This is a genomic window from Streptomyces sp. NPDC093568 (genome assembly GCF_044764945.1).
Classification (GTDB): Bacteria; Actinomycetota; Actinomycetes; order Streptomycetales; family Streptomycetaceae; genus Streptomyces.
In genome coordinates this window covers 1-14,530 of sequence record NZ_JBIWJD010000008.1, presented here as the reverse complement: position 1 = coordinate 14,530, position 14,530 = coordinate 1, and the positions used below count along the sequence as shown (strand labels likewise).

At 71.1% G+C, this 14,530-nt stretch carries 14 protein-coding genes and 1 pseudogene; 12 read left to right on the top strand and 3 right to left on the bottom strand.

Annotation, left to right across the window (positions count from 1 at the left end; all coding sequences use genetic code 11):
- Positions 1-126: 126 nt before the first annotated feature.
- The gene (locus tag ACIRD7_RS29115; protein WP_403458251.1) at positions 127-330 is read right to left on the bottom strand and encodes a hypothetical protein; all 204 of its coding nucleotides are present in this window, start codon (positions 328-330) and stop codon (positions 127-129) included.
- Positions 331-795: 465 nt separating this feature from the next.
- Here ACIRD7_RS29115 and ACIRD7_RS29110 point away from each other — a divergent pair, with 465 nt between their 5' ends.
- From ACIRD7_RS29110 to ACIRD7_RS29070, 9 genes are all read left to right on the top strand, one after another.
- Entirely contained in the window at positions 796-1,896 is a 1,101-nt protein-coding gene (locus ACIRD7_RS29110) for a GNAT family N-acetyltransferase (protein ID WP_403458250.1), read from the top strand.
- Entirely contained in the window at positions 1,889-2,266 is a 378-nt protein-coding gene (locus ACIRD7_RS29105; RefSeq protein ID WP_030958865.1) for a nucleotide pyrophosphohydrolase, read from the top strand. The genes ACIRD7_RS29110 and ACIRD7_RS29105 overlap by 8 nt, the downstream gene beginning before the upstream one ends.
- A complete protein-coding gene (locus ACIRD7_RS29100) occupies positions 2,263-2,937 on the top strand; it encodes a hypothetical protein (RefSeq protein ID WP_403458248.1) in 675 nt (224 codons plus the stop codon). The genes ACIRD7_RS29105 and ACIRD7_RS29100 overlap by 4 nt, the downstream gene beginning before the upstream one ends.
- Positions 2,934-4,220 (top strand): hydroxymethylcytosylglucuronate/cytosylglucuronate synthase, encoded by a 1,287-nt coding sequence (locus ACIRD7_RS29095; RefSeq protein WP_403458246.1) that lies wholly within the window; start codon positions 2,934-2,936, stop codon positions 4,218-4,220. Before ACIRD7_RS29100 ends, ACIRD7_RS29095 begins: the two co-directional genes overlap by 4 nt.
- A 14-nt stretch (positions 4,221-4,234) precedes the next feature.
- Positions 4,235-5,227 (top strand): cytosylglucuronate decarboxylase, encoded by a 993-nt coding sequence (gene blsE, locus ACIRD7_RS29090; RefSeq protein ID WP_403458244.1) that lies wholly within the window; start codon positions 4,235-4,237, stop codon positions 5,225-5,227.
- A gap of 55 nt (positions 5,228-5,282) precedes the next feature.
- Positions 5,283-6,221: a CGA synthase-related protein gene (blsF, locus tag ACIRD7_RS29085; RefSeq protein ID WP_403458243.1), complete on the top strand. Its 939-nt coding sequence runs from the start codon at positions 5,283-5,285 to the stop codon at positions 6,219-6,221.
- A gap of 52 nt (positions 6,222-6,273) precedes the next feature.
- Positions 6,274-7,437, top strand: a complete 1,164-nt coding sequence (locus ACIRD7_RS29080) for a DegT/DnrJ/EryC1/StrS family aminotransferase (protein WP_403458240.1) — start codon at positions 6,274-6,276, stop codon at positions 7,435-7,437.
- Between the two features lie 51 nt (positions 7,438-7,488).
- Positions 7,489-8,784: an MFS transporter gene (locus ACIRD7_RS29075; RefSeq protein ID WP_403458238.1), complete on the top strand. Its 1,296-nt coding sequence runs from the start codon at positions 7,489-7,491 to the stop codon at positions 8,782-8,784.
- Positions 8,785-8,936: 152 nt separating this feature from the next.
- Entirely contained in the window at positions 8,937-10,556 is a 1,620-nt protein-coding gene (locus ACIRD7_RS29070) for an ABC-F family ATP-binding cassette domain-containing protein (RefSeq protein WP_403458236.1), read from the top strand.
- A gap of 223 nt (positions 10,557-10,779) precedes the next feature.
- Here the strand turns inward: ACIRD7_RS29070 and ACIRD7_RS29065 are convergent, their stop codons facing one another.
- Both ACIRD7_RS29065 and ACIRD7_RS29060 read right to left on the bottom strand, forming a co-directional pair.
- Complete coding sequence (locus tag ACIRD7_RS29065) at positions 10,780-11,445, bottom strand: response regulator (RefSeq protein ID WP_403458234.1); 666 nt, start codon at positions 11,443-11,445, stop codon at positions 10,780-10,782.
- Positions 11,442-12,608, bottom strand: coding sequence for a sensor histidine kinase (locus ACIRD7_RS29060; protein WP_403458231.1), 1,167 nt, complete (start codon positions 12,606-12,608; stop codon positions 11,442-11,444). Before ACIRD7_RS29060 ends, ACIRD7_RS29065 begins: the two co-directional genes overlap by 4 nt.
- Positions 12,609-12,900: 292 nt before the next feature.
- Here ACIRD7_RS29060 and ACIRD7_RS29055 point away from each other — a divergent pair, with 292 nt between their 5' ends.
- The 3 genes and pseudogenes from ACIRD7_RS29055 to ACIRD7_RS29045 all read left to right on the top strand — a co-directional run.
- On the top strand, positions 12,901-13,518 hold the full coding sequence (locus ACIRD7_RS29055) for a hypothetical protein (protein WP_403458229.1): 618 nt from the start codon (positions 12,901-12,903) through the stop codon (positions 13,516-13,518).
- A gap of 353 nt (positions 13,519-13,871) precedes the next feature.
- The gene (locus ACIRD7_RS29050) at positions 13,872-14,129 is read left to right on the top strand and encodes a hypothetical protein (protein ID WP_403458890.1); all 258 of its coding nucleotides are present in this window, start codon (positions 13,872-13,874) and stop codon (positions 14,127-14,129) included.
- Between the two features lie 76 nt (positions 14,130-14,205).
- Positions 14,206-14,530, top strand: a pseudogene (locus tag ACIRD7_RS29045) (IS30 family transposase); the annotation flags it as partial.

The following is a 14,530-nucleotide window of genomic DNA, read 5'->3' as shown; positions in this document are numbered from 1 at the left end:
GCCCGCCGCACTGGACGCTCCGCGCAGGTCAGCCCGTCACCGCAGAAGCCCTACGGGTCAAGACGGGTCGCCGCGACCCGTGCCGCACAGGGCGCAAACCCTCGCCGCAACCGGGCGCCCCGCAGGTTACGGCCAGTCGATGCGGTCCGTCACGGCGGCCGTGGCGGACAGCGCGCGGACGTCGTGCGCGCCGTGCAGCGGCCAGTCGATCGTCACGCGCGCGGCCTGGGCCGTACGGCCCTCGGTGCCGACGTGGACGGCGGCCGCCCCGAGTGCGAGGAAGGCGGCCGACAGAACGGCGGTGGTGGCTCGACGACGGGCGTTCTCCATGAGTCTTCCCCCGGGAAGCTGAGTGTGGTGGCGCCTGTGGGCCACCGGGCAGTGCACGGTCGGACCGGCCCGGAACGGTCAGTTCCCGGAAGCCGGCGGCGGCCGCTCGGTCAGTTTGAAGCTAGATCACTTGCCAAGGTTTGACAAGCCTCAATGAGTGATTGACAAAATTGTCCGACCGCACCTAGCGTCCTGTCACGAACGAGAGAGCCGCGGTGATGCCGAGGCCCTGTCCCTGTTGTCTCGGCGCCCGCCGCAGCGGGCGCGCGGCGACGACAGGGCGTGTGGTCCCGCGGCAGACGGCGACCCACGATGCGGGGCCACATGGCACCGACCGCTGGCTGAAGAAGACCCCGCCCACCCGGTACATGCGCAAGTCCCGTGCCATGCGGGACCTTTCGGCCGGACGGCACCTGGTGTGAACAGCGACAGCAGCCCAGCGACCCAGACCAAGGTGATCACACGGTGACAGCCCTGACACACACGCCCCTGCCCACGACTGAGCCGCCCAAGGCCGGTTCCCCCGGCATCCGCGCGGCCGGCGAGGACGACCGAGACTTCCTCAGGTCCCTCTTCACCAGCACGCTCAGCCCGTTCTACGACGGTGACCACGCCGCGCACGCCGATCGCGTCCTCGACGCGCACCTCGCCTCCGGACGCGACCCGTTCGGCCACTTCTCCCACTCCCAGCGCACCTTCCTGCTGTGTTCGGACGACACACCCGACGCCGAGCGGCTGGGTGTGCTGCACCTGGTCGTCAAGCGCCAGGGCACGGTGAAGATCAGTCCGCTGATCCTCGTGCCGGAGCACCGCAGCCGCTCCAGACTCGGCACCACGCTGTTGCGCGCGGCGGAGGACTTCGCCCGCGAGGCCGGCGCCCGGCAGCTCTACTGCACGGTCGCCGCCGCCAACACCGCCGCGATCGACTTCTTCCTCTGGCATGGCTTCGTGCTGGCGGGCGGCGCGCCCGGCCAGTACAAGTCGGACAGCACCGAGCACATGCTCTACAAGGACCTGACCCTGCGCACGGAGCCCGCCGGGGACGACCACAGCGGCGCCGTGAGCGACGCCCGCATCCGCCTGTTCCGGCCACAGGACGCGCCCGGGCTGCGTGAGCTCGTGCTGCGCGCGATGCAGCCCGCGTACCGGGGTGTGAACGCGGACTGGGTGGACGCGCTGATTGCCGGGCACAACCGGCGCCACCACGGTGACCTCAACCAGAAATTCAAGGTCATCCACGTGGCGGTGGACGAAACGAACACCGTGTGCGGAGTGGCCGCCGCCGGCCCGAAGAAGGGCCTGTCCGTCAAGCTGATGCCGCTGTGCGCGGACCATCCGGCCGTCCTCGCCCAGCTCTTGGACCAGCTGCCCGACTTGTACCGCGGGCTCGGTCGCAAGCTCTACACCCACCAGCCGCCGGATCCCGCCGTCACCGCGCTCATGCAGAGCCGCGGCTGGTCCCTGGAGGGCCTGATGCCGGCCGCGTACCACCCCGACACCTGCATCGTTCAGTGGGGCCTGACCCTGCCCGCAGCGCCACACCGCACCGGAGACGCACATGAGTGACCTGGACCAGTACGCCGTCGAACTGCACTCCTTCGTGGCCGCACGCGGCTGGGACGCCTTCCAGAACCCCAAGAACCTGGCGATGGCCCTCGGCGGCGAGAGCGGGGAACTGCTGGCGCTGCTGCAGTGGCTCACCCCGGAGGAGGCCGCGGCACGCCCCTTCGAGGACCCCGAGTTCCGCCGCGAACTCGCCCACGAGCTGGCCGACATCCTCAACTATCTGCTGCGGTTGTCCCGTTCGGCCGGTATCGACCTGCTCGCGGCGGCCCGCGAGAAGCTCGCCCTCAACGAGCAGCGTTACCCGGTGGAGCTGGCACGCGGTAATGCCCTGAAGTACGACCGGCTGACCGAGGCCGGTGAGCAGGCATGAGCGGCACCACTCCCCTGCCCCCTACGGCCGCTGCCGCGGCGCACACCGCGGCCGGCCGGCGCATCGGCGACGGCCTCACCGATGGCCTGCGTGTCTTTCTCGCCGCGCCGTTCGTGCAGTTCATCGATCCGGCCGATGGCGTGGTCCGTCCGCAGTGGCGGCAGCGGCTGTCGGCTTTGCGTGAGGCACTTCTCGACGCCGGGCATGCAGTCTTCAACGCCCACCACAACGAGGGGTGGGGCGAGTGGGGTCTGCCCCCACAGGAGTGCGTCCCCTCCGACTTCCGCGCGATGCAGTGCGCCGACCTGGTGCTCGCCTACCCGGGGACCCCGCCCTCCACGGGCGTCGCACTCGAACTGGGCTGGGCCTCGGCGATGCGCAAGCCCGTCGCCCTGCTGCTCGACCCCGGCACCACCTACAGCCCGATGATTTCGGCACTCGGCGAGATCTCCCCGGTGCTGCAGCTGCCGTTCGACGGCAGCTGGTCCGCGCAGTGCCTCGACGGCGCGGTCCGCACCGCCCTGGACTGGGCGGCCGGTCTCGGCGTCCGACCGGGGCCGTGGAGCGCACCGGAGCTGGACCCGGCCCTGGCCTACCACCGGCACGCGACGGACCGCCCCGACACGCCCGTGGCGGAGCCGGCCGCTGCGGAAACGGCGGTGCCGGCATGACGACCGCACTGCGGACACTCCCCGCGGCCGCCGGGCACGGTCGGCCGCCCACCGCCGTGACCGTCGCCCTGTGCGGCGTTGAGTTCGGCTGGGGCAGCGCCGGAAAGCTCGGTGCGATCGTGCACGCGCTGCGGGCGGAGCTCGGCGATCGCGTGCGCTTCGTCGGGCTCGGCTCGCGGCTCGGCCGCGAGATCGTGCGCGGCCACGGGGTCGAAGAGTGGCACGACGTCGACCTCACGGATGCGCGGGCGCTGCGCGCCCTGGTGGACGAGCGGTCCCTGGATGCCGCCGTGTGCGTCCTGGACCGGGCCGCCGCAGTGGCGCTGGAGGACGCGGGCTGCCCCGTCGTGTTCGTCGACAGCCTGCCGTTCCTGTGGACGAAGGACGATCTGGACAGCCTGCCGCTGCGAGCCGGCGCCTACTGCGCGCAGCTGGTTCCCGGGCTGCCGGGTCCGGCCTGGCCCGTGCTGGCCCGTGTGGAGAACCTGCGCTGGGTCGAGTCGGTGGTTGTCCCCGGGCCGGTTCGGACAGGACGCGAGATGCGGCGGGCCGGCGAACGCCGCGCGGTGGTCAGCCTGGGAGGCCTGCTGTCGCCGCTGCTGGACGATCCCTCCGCCTACCTGTCCCTGACGGTGCCGGCCGCGCTTGACGCCCTCGCCGCGTGGGGCACCCGGCAGGTCACGCTGTGCGGCAACGTGCCCGAGGGGGTGTTCGACGGCATCACCGTTCCGGCGGGCCTCGACGTACGCAGCGGCGCCCTCGGCCACGAGGGCTTCCTGACCGAGATCGCTGAGGCCGACGTCCTGCTCACCTCCCCCGGTCTGACCACGCTGCTGGAGACCAGCACGCGCGGGGTGCCCGTGGTGTGCCTGCCCCCGCAGAACATCAGCCAGATCCTCAACGCCTCCTTCTACGCGCAGGCCACCGAGGCGCCCATCGCCGAGTGGCCCGAGGAGGTGTTCCGCGCCCAGGAAGTGCTCGACGCCCGCCTGGTCACGGCACCCGGTGACGTCGCGGACGGCGATGGATCTCCCGGCGAGGACGCTGCCCTGGAACTGATCTACGGCGGGATCGCGCGCGCCGCCCGCACCCCCGCGCCGGTCCGCGCGGCCCTGACCGAGCGCATCGGCGCCTGCCTCGCCGCGGTCGAGCGGCAGCAAGGCCAATGGACCGCCCTGGCCCGGCTGGTCGGCACCGGCGGCGCGGCCCAGGTCGCCGACATCGTGCTGGCCACCGCGGCTCGCCGCGACACCAGTCACCGCCCCGCCGACCTCCCTTCCTGAAAGGCTGACCGATCATGCAGGAACGACACCGGTATCTGTTCATCCGTGTGCTGGAGGCATGCAACGCCGACTGCTTCATGTGCGAGTTCGCCCTGTCCCGGGACACCTACCGGTTCAGCCCGGAGGACTTCGCCGAATTGCTGCCGGAGGCGGTGGCGAAGGGGGTGGGTTACGTCCGCTTCACCGGCGGCGAGCCGCTGATGCACCGGGACGTCGTCGATCTGGTGCGCATGGGCACGGAGCACGGCATGCGCATGTCGCTGATCACCAATGGCATGTTCCTTCCCCGTTTCGTCGACCGGCTCGCCGACGCCGGGCTGGCCCAGGTGATCGTCAGCCTGGACGGCTCCTCCGCTGCCACCCACGACGTCTACCGCCGCTCTCCCGGCATGTTCGACAACGGTCTGGAAGGGCTGCGCCGGGCAAAGGAGTTGGGGATCATCCCGCGCGTCAACTCCGTCGTGGGACCGCACAACTTCGCGCAGATGCCCGAGCTGCAGCGGGTGCTGACCGACCTCGGCGTCCAGCAGTGGGAGCTGTCCGCGATCAAGCTGGACCGTGAGATCCGCTATCCGTCGGCGGAGGAGGTCACCGCCGCCTGTGATCCCATCTACACCGCCGACCCGACCACCACGCTCGTACCGCTCGGCAAGCGCTTCTACGGCGACACACCCGAGGAGCAGAAGGCCTTCTTCGAGGACTCCCTGCCGCCGCGCGCCTCGGAGCCGCTGTGTCTGGTCACCGACGACGTGATCTACCTGGACGGCAAGAACGGCCGGATGTTCTCGTGCAGTTGCCTTCCGCACAAGGAGGGGGACGAGGGCCCCGGCGGCGCGCCGCTGCGCACCGACGACGGCAAGGTCATGCTCGACAGCCCGGTCTTCCGCACCCACGCGGATCTCTTCAAGCAGCAGGGTCCGACGATGTGCGGCGGCTGCTCCGCGACCGCCGCCGGCTACAGCGACGACCTCGCCCGCATGGGCACCGTACCGGCCTGGAGCTACTGACGGCCCCGCCTTCCCCTCACGCCCGCGTCTGGAACCGACCGCGCCCGGAGCCACCATGTCCTCACCCACCACCGCCTCGCATCCCGCCCCGCCGCGGCTGCGCGTGCTCGCCGCCGCCCGACCCGCGCTGGAGTCCCAGGCCGCGCTGCGCCATGTCAGCGCCCACCTCACCGAAGTCGAACTGACCGGTGAGCCGGACGCAGGCCCCGCCCTCGGCGCCGCCGTGGTGTGCGACGACGATGTGCTCGCCGCGCGCCTGAGCGCCTCCGGCGTGCCCGTTGTATTCGTCGCCTCCGGTGGCCCCCCGCCCGGCGACACCTGGCCGCCGTCGGCCGTCCGCTGCCTGCACCGGCCGGGCTGGCTGGGCGGGCAGCGCGCCGTGGGCGTGCACACGGTCGGCACGATCGCCCCGCCCCGGGCCGCCCGGGCGCGTGCGGCGCGCGGCGCGGTCGTCCAACTGTCCACACCGGATCTGCACCCCGCCGACCACGCGGCCGTCGCCCGGGCGGGCGCGGCCCTGCGCGCCGCCACGGAAGCGGCACAGTACGACGGGAAACCGCTGCTCGGTGTGGTCCTGGACGCGCCGGTGCCCGCGCGGTCCGCCCTGCTGGCCGCGGCCGGAGAGGACACCGGCGCACTGCCCGTCGTAGGGGTCGAGGAGACAGCCACGGAGCGGCTGCTGGCCGAGGCGTCGCTGCTGGTCTCCTCACCCCTGCTCACTGCCGTCAACCAGGCGCACGCCGCTCGGGTCCCGCTGCTGCTGCTCCCGGCGCTGGACGCGGACCAGGCCAGTCGGCTTGCCGGGATCACGGAGGCGGCCGGCATCGAGGTGCTCGACGCGACCGCACCAGACACCTCGGCCGACCGGGCCGTCCGAGGTGCCGACCCGCTCTGGAACCGCATCTCCCGGGCACTGGAGCACGCCGGTGACGACCGGCGCGGCGCCCAGCGCGTCGCCCGTCAGGTCCGGCAGCTCCTGCTCGCCCCGTTCTGACGCGGCCTCTCCCCGCAGCCCCTGTCCACCCACCTCGAACGGAAGCCTGCTGATGCTGCGTCCCTTCCCCTACGGCGCCAACTACCTCTCCCTGGGGGACACCCCCGAACTGCACCGGTCCCTCCACAACAAGGTCCTCTTCCGCTACAGCGCCCCCGCGCCGAGCAACGCCGACCTGCTGGAGGCGTACGCGGCCGAACGGCTCGGCGCGGGGCGGGCGCTGACCGTGCCGAACGGCACACAAGCCCTGCGTGTGGCGCTGATGGGCACCCGGCCGCGGGTCGGCGACCCCGTGTACATACCGGCGGTCACGTTCGTCGCGGTGGCCGGTGCCGTGCTGTCCTGCGGACTGGTTCCGGTCCTCGTCGACGTCGATGAGCGGTTCGGCCTGGATGCCTCGCTGCTGCCTGCGGACGCGGAGCGAGTGGTGGTGGCGCACATGGAAGGCACCGTCGTCGACCTGCCCAAGCGGGTGCCGTACCTGATCGAGGACAGCGCGCAGGCCATGGGCGGACGCCACACGGACGGACGGCACGCCGGTACCGTCGGCTATGCGGGCACGTTCAGCTTTCACCACGCCAAGATCCTCACCTCCGGCGAGGGCGGCCTGGTCGTGGTCCGCGACCCCGCCCATTGGGACGTCTTGCGCTCCTACACCGACCACGGCTCGGCCCGCGAGCAGGGCAAGTACCCGGGCTGGAACCCCGGCGCGTTCTACGGCGAAAACCTGTGTGCCAACGAGGCCGTGGCCGCCGTACAGCTCCAGCAGTTCCGGCGGCTGGACGAGATCCTCTCCTCCCTGGAGCAGCACTACGCCCTGACGCTGGAGGCGCTCGGCGAGCGCTCGGACGTCACCGTGATCCCCAAGCGCCGTGGTGACGTCAAGACCAGCGTGCGGCTGCTGCTGGAGTCGCGACATCTGCGGGACCGGGCCATGGAGCGGCTGGAGGAACGCGGGCTGCCCTGCTGGAGCCTGGACAAGTACCTTTTGCCTGAGCACCCGGTGGTGGCGGGCCGCGCCTCGCTGTACGCGGATGGGTTCCCGTGGAACCTGGCCGACGGCGACGACCGTTACGCGCCGTTGAGCCGGGACGGTTTCGCCGCAACTCGCGACGGGCTGAGCCGCACCCTGTGCATACCGCTCACCCCGGAACTCGACGAGGCGGAACAGATCCTGTTCGCCAAGGAGATTGCCGCTGTCGTTGCCGCGCTCTGAACGGCACCTTCCTGCCCGGCGGACCGTCCCCACAAGAACCGAGAGAATGCCATGACCCACGCCGTATCCGACAGCAGGCCCGAAGAGCCGTCCGCTGAAACCGACTCCAAGCCCCCGCCCGCCGGGAACCGGTTCCTCACCGTCCTGAGAGACAAGGCCATGCGCGCTCCACTGCTGTGGAGCATCGTCGGTCGGTTCCCGCTGTTCCTGGTCACGCTCGCCCTTGTGGTGTTCGCCACCTCGCGAGGCACGGGCTACGGCTCCGCGGGCCTGCTGCTGGCCTGCTACTCGCTGGGCGGTGCGGTGCTTGCGCCGATTGTCGCCCGCCGCGTCGACGTGCACGGCCAAACTCCCCTGCTCCTCCTTACCGGTGTTGTCCACCCGCTGGCACTGATCGCTCTGGTGTGCATGGCGCCTGACGCCCGCCTCGCGCAGTTGGTGTGCGCGACCGTCGCGGGCGCCACGATCCCGCCGATCAGCGGCTCCGTCCGGTCGCTGTGGAGCGCGCTGCCCACCAGCGGCCGGGAGGCGGGCTTCTCCCTGGAGGCGGTGCTCAGCGAGATCTTCTTCATCGGCGGACCGCTGCTGCTCAGCGGCATACTGTTCTGGGGAACCCCCGCCACGGCCCTGGTCGTCGGCGGGGTTCTGGCGGGCGTGGGTGCCATCGGTTTCGCCACCACGCAAGCCTCGCGCAACTGGCGCGCCGAGGAGACGGAGAGCGACCTGCTGGGTGCTCTGCGCTCGCCGGGCCTGGTCCGACTGCTGGCCATCCTGGTCTGCGCGGCCGTGTCCACGGGCGTGTTCAACCTGGCCCTGCCCGCCTTCGCCGAGGAACACGGCTCCGCGGACAGCGTCGGGCTGATCTTCGGTGCCTGGGGCGTCGGCGGGGTCGTCGGCGGGCTCTGGTATGGCAGCCGTACCCGGGACTGGCCCGCCGAACGCACCCTCGCCATCGGCTTGCTCCTCCTGTCCGCGTTGACCGCACTGCCCCTGCTCGCCTGGGACAACTGGTCGATAGGCCTGGCCCTCGCCCTCGGCGGCCTGGTCTATGCCCCGGTGACGGCCGTGCAGTACGAACTCGTCGCGCGCACGGCCCCGTCAGGTGCCATCACCGAGGCCTTCACCTGGGTTATCACCGTTAACGTCGTCGGCGCCGCCGTCGGTGCTCAACTCGGCGGTCTCCTCGTCGGCGCCTACGGCACCTGGGCGGCCTTCGTCGCCGCGGTCGCCGCCCTGCTGGCGGGCGCCGCCGTCGCCTTCGCCGTACGCCACCGGTTCGCGGCCCCGGCCGGCAACCCCGGCTCGACCCACCCCGATCCAGCGGACCCGGACCTCCACAACGCCTGAGCGGATGCCCCGGGGCCCCGGCAACCGGCGGTCGGGAAAACCATGAGCCCGTCGACCAGGCCCCCTGGCACCGTAGTCGGGGGGCCGCCCGCCCACACAGCGCGCCGACGCACCCACGCCATATCCGTACAGCAGACAAGGACACAGGAAAGATGGGACATCTGGAGGCCGCTCACCTCGAGTACTACCTGCCCGACGGTCGGGTGCTGCTCGGGAACGTCTCGTTCCGGGTGGGCGAGGGAGCTGTGGCGGCCCTGGTCGGGGCGAACGGTGCCGGCAAGACTACGCTGCTGCGCCTGCTGTCCGGCGAGCTGAAGCCGCACGGCGGCACCGTGACTTCCAGTGGCGGCGTCGGGGTGATGCGGCAGTTCGTCGGCTCGGTGCGGGACGAGACCACGGTCCGCGATCTGCTGGTGTCGGTGGCGCCGCCGCGCATCCAGCAGGCCGCCCGGGCCGTCGACGCGGCCGAAACCCTCATGATGACGGTGGACGACGAGGCCGCCCAGATGAAGTACGCCCAGGCCCTCGCCGACTGGGCGGAGGCGCGAGGCTACGAGGCGGAGACCCTGTGGGACATGTGCACCGTGGCCGCGCTCGGGATGCCGTACGAGAAGGCGCAGTGGCGCCAGGTGCGCACTCTGTCGGGCGGTGAGCAGAAACGGCTCGTACTGGAGGCGCTGCTGCGCGGTCCGGACGAGGTCCTCCTGCTGGACGAACCCGACAACTATCTGGACGTACCGGGCAAACGATGGCTTGAGGAGCGGCTCGCCGAGACCGGCAAGACGGTTCTGTTCGTCTCGCACGACCGGGAGCTGCTGGCCCGCGCGGCCGGGCGGATCATCGCGGTGGAGCCGGGACCGGCCGGCTCCGACGTCTGGGTGCACGGTGGCGGCTTCGGCTCCTTCCACGAGGCACGGCAGGAGCGGTTCGCCCGGTTCGAGGAACTGCGCCGCCGCTGGGCCGAGAAGCACGCCCAGCTCAGGAAGCTGGTACAGGACCTGCAGCAGTACGCCGCGCGCAGCGACGATATGGCCTCCCGTTACCAGGCGGCCCGGACCCGGTTGCGCAAGTTCGAGGAGATCGGCCCGCCGCCGGAGCCGCCGCGCAAGCAGGAGATCCGGATGCGTCTGCGGGGCGGCCGGACCGGGGTGCGGGCCGTCACATGCGAGCATCTGGAGCTGACCGGGCTGATGAAGCCGTTCTCGTTGGAGGTCTTCTACGGCGAGCGAGTGGCGGTCCTCGGCTCCAACGGCTCGGGTAAATCGCACTTCCTGCGGCTGCTGGCCGGGGAGGATGTCGACCACACGGGAACGGTGAAGCTGGGCGCGCGGGTGATACCGGGTCATTTCGCTCAGACGCATGCGCATCCGGAGCTGATGGGGCGCACGTTGGTGGACATCCTGTGGACGGAGCACGCCCAGGACCGCGGCGCGGCCATGTCGGTGCTGCGCCGCTACGAGCTGGACCGCCAGGGGGACCAGACCTTCGGCCGCCTCTCCGGTGGCCAGCAGGCCCGTTTCCAGATCCTGTTGCTGGAACTCCAGGGGACTACCGCGCTGCTGCTGGACGAGCCGACGGACAACCTGGACCTGGAGTCGGCGGAGGCCCTCCAGGAAGGTCTGGAGTCGTACGAGGGAACGGTCCTGGCGGTCACCCACGACCGCTGGTTCGCACGGTCCTTCGACCGCTTCCTGGTCTTCGGTAGCGACGGCTGGGTACGCGAGACCCCAGAGCCGGTGTGGGACGAGCGCCGGGTGGAGCGGGCACGCTGACTCGAGTGATGTGTGTTCCGCTCAGAAATGAGTCGCTGCAGCTCATAGGGGGTCTGGTGGGAACCGCGGGGGTACTGGGACGGTCAGGTCCCCGCGTGCGGCGGGGTCGGAAGTCGGCTACGGCCCGCGGGATCCGGCCCGCGCCGTCGGTGGAGATTGGACTGGACAACAAACAAACACCCAGCCGACGAGCAGGCGCATGTCCTCGACGCCTTGCGCGCGATCACAACAGGCCGAGGTCCCGGGCACGGAGCGCCGCCTGGGTGCGGTCGCGCAGGGCGAGGCGGCCCAGGATGCGGGAGACATGGTTCTTGACCGTGCCCTCGCTGAGGTACAGCCGCGCGGCGATCTCCCGGTTGGTGTGCCCCTGTGCCACGAGCCGCAGGATGTCCGTCTCGCGCGGGCTGAGGGAGACGGCGGGAGCCTTGGCGGCGGGGCCGGAATGCGGCAGGAAGGCGGTCAGGTGGCGGGCGACGGACGAGTCGAGCTGGGTGACGCCCGCATGCGCCAGACGGACCGCGTGTGCGAGTTCCTCGGCCGGCAGATCCTTGAGGAGATAGCCGTGCGCCCCGGCCCGCAGTGCCTGCACGACGTACTCCTCGTCGTCGAACGTCGTCAGCATCACCACCCGGCACTCCGGCGCCCGGTCGCGCAGGACGGCGACCGCCTCGACACCGTCCATCTCCGGCATCCGGACGTCCATGAGCACGACATCCGGCCCGAGTTGCAGAGTCTTCGCCACGGCGTCCCGGCCGTCCACGGCGGTGCCGACCACTTCGACACCCGGCCGGATGGACAGCAGGGAGGCGATGCCGTCCCGGATGAGCCGCTGGTCGTCCACCACCAGCACCCGCACGGGCGGCGCCTGCTCCGGCTCCTCATCGTTCATGTCACTGCCTCCCCGTCCACCCGGACTTCGCCCTCGCCCCCGCGCGGGACCGTGACCGTCACCCGGGTGCCGGCGCCCGGGCTGCTGTCGATGTCGACGCTCCCCGCCACCAGATGTACCCGCTCCTTCATGCCGAGCAGCCCGAACCCGGCGGCGTCCGTGTCCGGTGCGAAGCCGCGGCCGTCGTCCGTCACCTCCAGCCGCGCCGCGTCCCCGGCCAACTGGACCACAACGGTCACCTGTGCGGCCCGCGCATGGCGGCGCGCGTTGGTGACGGCCTCCTGCGCGGCCCGGTACAGCGCGGTCAGCTCGACCGTGCCCCAGCCCTCCTCGTCGCCGCTCACCTCGACAGCGACCCGCGGTCGTGCCGCGCCGTCCTGCGCCAGCGCGGTGAGCGCCGCCGACAGCGTGGGGCGCGTCGGCTCGTCCCGCAGGGCGCGCACCGACTGCCGTACCTCGCCGAGCGCGAGCCGCACCGATCGCCGTGCCTCCTCCAGCGCCCGCCGGGCCGCGTCGGGGTCCAGGCTTCTGAAGTCCGAGGCCATCTCCAACTGCACGGACATCGCGGTGAGATGGTGACCGAGGCTGTCGTGGATGTCCCGCGCCAGCCGGTTGCGCTCGGCTGCGGCGGACAGTTCGGCGACCCGCGCGGCGTACGCCTGAAGTTCCAGCCGTGCGCGCTGCTCGCCGACGGCCACCGCCGCCATCGAGATCGCCAGCACCAGCCCGACGCAGAGCATCAACAGGTCGGACACATGCTCCTGGTCGCGGTACCAGCCGGGCGCGGTCAGCAGGTAGGTGCCGAGCAGCCCGGCCAGACACAGCGTGCCCAGTGCCAGCGCGGCTGTGCGGCCGAAGGCGAAGTAGGCGGTGAACGGCAGCAGCACGAACAGCACTTGGGACAGTCCCGAGGCGTCCAGCAGCACCACCGCTGCGATCAGGGTGCAGCGGGCCAGCAGCAGCGGTACCGGAGCAGCGGGCCAACGGCGTCCGGCCGCCTCCAGTGCGAACAGCGCGCCGATCGCGGTGACGAAGCCGGCCGCCTTCCAGGCCGTCGGCCCTGAACGGTCATCCAGGCCGGCCACCGCGGAGTACAGACCACCCACCAGTACGACGCCGTACAGCAGCGGCGGCACCCATCGCACGGGCGCATTCACCACCATGCGCACCCCCTCACCCCGTTGCCGCCAGGCTAGGCCGATCACGACCGCCTGGGGCACCGCCGGGCACATCACGGCCGGGTCAGACCAAACGACATGTGCCGAACGGCACGGCGCCGTCCGCAAGACGGTGACTTCCGGACGCCGATGCCCGACGTCCTTCACCTCCCGACGCCGACCGGCTGCTTCCTACCGTTGCCACCCGGACCGGCTGTACGAGGTGCTCACCGTTCGCGCCTGCGCTCAACGGTCCGGACAACCACCCACCCACCGTCCGAGCAACCGGAGCAGCCCCATGGCCTCATCCGCCAACTCCTCCATCTCATCGACATTTCGCGCCGGTTCCCTGTGCGGGGCGCTGTCCGGCCTGCTGATCGCCCTGCCCGGCCTGGTCGAGGCGTTCACCGGGGAGACCTCGGCCACCAGCGTCCCGCTCGCCCTCGCCCCCTCGTTCGCCCTGCCGCTGCTCACCGCGCTGCACCTGCGCCAGGGCCCTGTCGCCGGGAGCCTCGGGAAGATCGCCGCGCCCGTGAACCTCATCGGCCTCGGCCTGTTCGGCGGTGCCGCGTTCGCGTCGAACCTGGTGATCTTCTACCTGGACGAGGATGTCGTCGACGAGACCCTGACCGGCCCCACCATCCCCGCGCTCATCGGTTCCGCGGCCGTCTTCGCCGTGGGCTGCGCCCTGTTCGGGGCGGTCATGATCCGCGCCCGGGTCTTCCCGAGGGTGCCGTCGTGGGGGTACGCCGTGGTTCTGCCGTTGTTCGCGTTCCTGACCGCGCTGCCCGACTCCCTGTTCACCAGCGGGCTGCACGTCCTGGTCGGCGGCATCCTGATGTGGCTCTCGGCCGCACTGTGGCGCACGGCCCCAGGCGTCGAGCACACCACGGACCCGAACCGGATACGAGTCTGAGACGACCTGCGCTGCCGGCGCACAGCCACTCGCCATCAGCTCGAACCCGCACCCGTCCGGCTTCGACGAGATCACGCCCAATTCCCAGGCCACCGCCACGTCGACCGGCTCCCGCAGGCCCGAACCACCGGGCGGACCGGGTGCCGTCTCGATCGCAACCGGACGATCGCCATGGGTGGAAGCCCATGGCGATCGGACTGCCGACGCGCCCGACGGCGTGCGCGTTGCGGGTCACAGCCGTCACGGACTTTCCCGCGGCAGAGAGAGCGGCGACAACAGGGGCACCCTGGGCGTCGGTGGCGCCATGAATCACGTAGGTCATGGCGCTATTAGTGCCTGCAGTGCACCAGACAATGGCGACCAAGGCGTACCGGCTTCTCAAGGCCATCATGGAAACGGCTGTGGATGACGAGCTGATCACGCGCAATCCGGGCTGGATCACCGGATCAAGGGGGCCGGTAAACTCCGACGACGACCGGCAGCAGGAAGTTGCTGCCGGACTCGACGCGACCGTACACAAGGCACGCCAGGAAGCCGCGGTCGTGCCGGGACGGCCCACCGCTGACCCTGGCGATCAGCGTTCTGGCACGAATCTGGCACGCGACGACTGATCACAGCGGACACCAAAAGGGCCCGGGTCTCCTTAAGTTCTAGTGGTCGTTGCAACACCCCAGCTCAAGGGGTGCGATGGACTTCGAGGTCCGAGCGGACCGACGGCCGCAGGGGCGTAAGAAGCTGGCCCGCGAGCGAGCTGAGTACCTTCGGCTCGTGGATCTTGGAATGGGCAGTTCGGAGGCCTGCCGGATCGTCGGCGTCAACGACCGCACTGGCAGACGCTGGCTTTACGGCCGACAGGCATCGGGGAAGAACAAGGCAGCCCCGCCTCTCATTGAGACGGGGCTGCCTTGGCGGTACATGGACCGGTCCCCGATACCCGAACCCGAACCGGCCGGGCCGTGTCGGTATCTGTCCGAGGCCGACCGCCTCCACATCGCCGACCGGCTGCGGGAGA

Bases quoted from the DNA above. Each gene is read 5' to 3' on its own strand.
- ACIRD7_RS29115 (WP_403458251.1), bottom strand. From the start codon at position 330: ATGGAGAACGCCCGTCGTCGAGCCACCACCGCCGTTCTGTCGGCCGCC.
- ACIRD7_RS29105 (WP_030958865.1), top strand. From the start codon at position 1,889: ATGAGTGACCTGGACCAGTACGCCGTCGAACTGCACTCCTTCGTGGCC.
- ACIRD7_RS29100 (WP_403458248.1), top strand. From the start codon at position 2,263: ATGAGCGGCACCACTCCCCTGCCCCCTACGGCCGCTGCCGCGGCGCAC.
- ACIRD7_RS29095 (WP_403458246.1), top strand. From the start codon at position 2,934: ATGACGACCGCACTGCGGACACTCCCCGCGGCCGCCGGGCACGGTCGG.
- blsE (WP_403458244.1), top strand. From the start codon at position 4,235: ATGCAGGAACGACACCGGTATCTGTTCATCCGTGTGCTGGAGGCATGC.
- blsF (WP_403458243.1), top strand. From the start codon at position 5,283: ATGTCCTCACCCACCACCGCCTCGCATCCCGCCCCGCCGCGGCTGCGC.
- ACIRD7_RS29080 (WP_403458240.1), top strand. From the start codon at position 6,274: ATGCTGCGTCCCTTCCCCTACGGCGCCAACTACCTCTCCCTGGGGGAC.
- ACIRD7_RS29075 (WP_403458238.1), top strand. From the start codon at position 7,489: ATGACCCACGCCGTATCCGACAGCAGGCCCGAAGAGCCGTCCGCTGAA.
- ACIRD7_RS29070 (WP_403458236.1), top strand. From the start codon at position 8,937: ATGGGACATCTGGAGGCCGCTCACCTCGAGTACTACCTGCCCGACGGT.
- ACIRD7_RS29065 (WP_403458234.1), bottom strand. From the start codon at position 11,445: ATGAACGATGAGGAGCCGGAGCAGGCGCCGCCCGTGCGGGTGCTGGTG.
- ACIRD7_RS29060 (WP_403458231.1), bottom strand. From the start codon at position 12,608: ATGGTGGTGAATGCGCCCGTGCGATGGGTGCCGCCGCTGCTGTACGGC.
- ACIRD7_RS29055 (WP_403458229.1), top strand. From the start codon at position 12,901: ATGGCCTCATCCGCCAACTCCTCCATCTCATCGACATTTCGCGCCGGT.
- ACIRD7_RS29050 (WP_403458890.1), top strand. From the start codon at position 13,872: ATGGCGACCAAGGCGTACCGGCTTCTCAAGGCCATCATGGAAACGGCT.